The organism is Mucilaginibacter sp., from assembly GCF_036383575.1.
Taxonomy (GTDB): domain Bacteria; phylum Bacteroidota; class Bacteroidia; order Sphingobacteriales; family Sphingobacteriaceae; genus Mucilaginibacter.
Genome location: NZ_DASVOB010000481.1, coordinates 1 through 2,145 on the forward strand (window position 1 = coordinate 1; position 2,145 = coordinate 2,145).

The 2,145-nt window shown below is 42.8% G+C and carries 3 protein-coding genes; 2 read left to right on the forward strand and 1 reads right to left on the reverse strand.

Annotation, left to right across the window (positions count from 1 at the left end; genetic code table 11):
* Positions 1-499 (forward strand): hypothetical protein (locus tag VF500_RS17260; RefSeq protein WP_330860873.1); only part of this gene is annotated, 499 nt, incomplete at its 5' end.
* Positions 500-593: 94 nt separating this feature from the next.
* On the opposite strand, the gene VF500_RS17265 is transcribed toward VF500_RS17260, so the two are convergent.
* Positions 594-1,406: a hypothetical protein gene (locus VF500_RS17265; protein WP_330860874.1), complete on the reverse strand. Its 813-nt coding sequence runs from the start codon at positions 1,404-1,406 to the stop codon at positions 594-596.
* Between the two features lie 235 nt (positions 1,407-1,641).
* Here VF500_RS17265 and VF500_RS17270 point away from each other — a divergent pair.
* A partial coding sequence (locus VF500_RS17270) for a hypothetical protein (protein WP_330860875.1) occupies positions 1,642-2,145 on the forward strand: 504 nt, incomplete at its 3' end.

Sequence of the window (2,145 nt, forward strand, 5' to 3'; positions counted from 1 at the left end):
TAACCAGGCAGGGGGCATGATGATCTGGGATTTGGGCGGCGACGCTTCAGGTGCCAACTCTCTGCTTTCGGCCATGAACACTATTATTACCGGCGGAACTACCAATCCTCCGCCAGCTCCTCCAATAGGCACTGTAATATCGCTTAAAGGCTTTAATGGTAAATATGTAAGCGGCGAAAACGGCACGCAGGCTATGACCTGCACCCGCACCGTCGCCGGCGACTGGGAACATTTCACCGTTCTTGACGCAGGCAACGGCAAAATCTACCTGCGCAGCATGGGTAAATATGTTTCGTCAGAAAACGGCACACAAGCCATCACCTGTAACCGCACCACGCCAAGCGACTGGGAAAAATTTGACTGGATAGTTACCACCGACGGAAAAATAACGTTGCGCGGCAACAACGGCAAATTCATTTCCAGCGAAAACGGAACGCAGGCCATGACCTGTAACCGGGCTACCGCATCGGGCTGGGAAGCATTTGGGTTGAATCAGTAAACTATTAACTGCTTATACCAAAGGCTGGGGCTATGATTTTAGTATCATAGCCCCGGCTGTTTTTCAGAGGATTGGTATATTCTTTTAATGTATTTTATTTCGCAAACCTGGGCAGCAGGTTAGTCGCGGCACCCATTATTTTTATTTTGTAGCGATAACCTCCTCCAAAAGAATCCTCCTCATTTAAAAACTCATGGTTCTTTTTACTGATCCAGTAGGTTTCGGTAAAATGGCGGCCATTGTAATCGCTTTCGTTATATAGCTTCCAGCAATCAACTTTGTTACCATCCAATGTAGTAATTAACTCGCTGCCGGTTACTTTGTACAACACATAAAGCGGCGCAGGGATCCCGGCCTCATAAAAAGGGATAGCAAAACTTTTGCCTTTGGCAAGCGGTAACATCTCGAAGGTTTCAATGTCTAAATTCCAGTTAAAGTTGGCGAAGGTAAAATCAAGCTTAAAGTTCTTAGCCTCGTTATTGGCAACGGTGTCGGCACTTATCACTTTATCGGCAGCCCAGTTAAAGGCCTTTGTTTTTTTGCCGATGGTTTCTGAATGATAAATCGGCGCGAAATCAGGTACTTTATTAACGGAATAAATGGAACGGTATGATAAGCTATCGCTGCCATACCAGTGCTGGGTTATGGTAAATACCTTTTCACCGTTACGGGTTTCGAGGTTTATATCGCGCAGCCAAAGCCAAAATTTCAAGCTTCGGTTGTCCTTTGTATTTTGAAAATACACGAGGTATTGCTTTAACCCGGGTTTAAGCGCCGATGTTAGCAGGCGTTTGTCTTTTACACGGATGGTATCAGTTTGAGCAAATACTTTAGGCGTATGCGATAGCAGCAGCAACAAGCTAAGGCTTACGGCTACTAATTTTTCGGCTAATTGTTCGGTTTTCATGATAATTTGATGGTTTGATAAGGATGCATTTCTGTTAACAATTCAAAACTGCCTTTTATCAACCATCCGATGAAACCGGTTAAACCATTGCCGCGTTCTTTTTAGCCTACTACTGTATTTATTCAATAATATACCTGAAGACCAACTTATTGAACAGTTAGTGCCATTTATTGAATAAATGCCGGCAACTATTTAAAACCGGCATCCACAAACAAAAAGCTTAGTAATTTTAAAAATGCAACTATTTAAAACCCGCCCATCCATTACACAACTCCAGCTTTTGATATGGTTAGCGGTGTCGCTGTTGCTATTTTTTTCTTATCTGCCGATGGATGGAGCAGGCCAATCGGCTGTTTATACCATTGTTAACACTACGTTTTACGCAGCTATCATATATGGTAACATCCTCTTCCTGTATCCTGTATTTTACCAAAAGGAAAAATATGTTTGGTATGTATTACTTGTCATCATTTTTTTAGTGGCAACGGGTGTGCTCCGGGGTTATTCAACGCTGCTTATTTATAATACCTTTTTTGCAAAAACACCAGAGCATATCAGTCAAAAAGCCATCATTAATTACGTTTCGGGCGGAGTGCTCATTTTCATTATGAGCCTGATCTTTCGCATAGCGATAGCTTATTTTAAGCTAAAGCAGCAAACGGAAGAGATTATGATTCAAAAAAGCCAGGCCGAACTGAACCTGCTTAAATCACAGGTGCAGCCGCACTTTTTGTTCAAT

Coding starts and splice junctions, on each gene's coding strand:
- VF500_RS17265 (WP_330860874.1), bottom strand. CDS start 1,406: ATGAAAACCGAACAATTAGCCGAAAAATTAGTAGCCGTAAGCCTTAGC.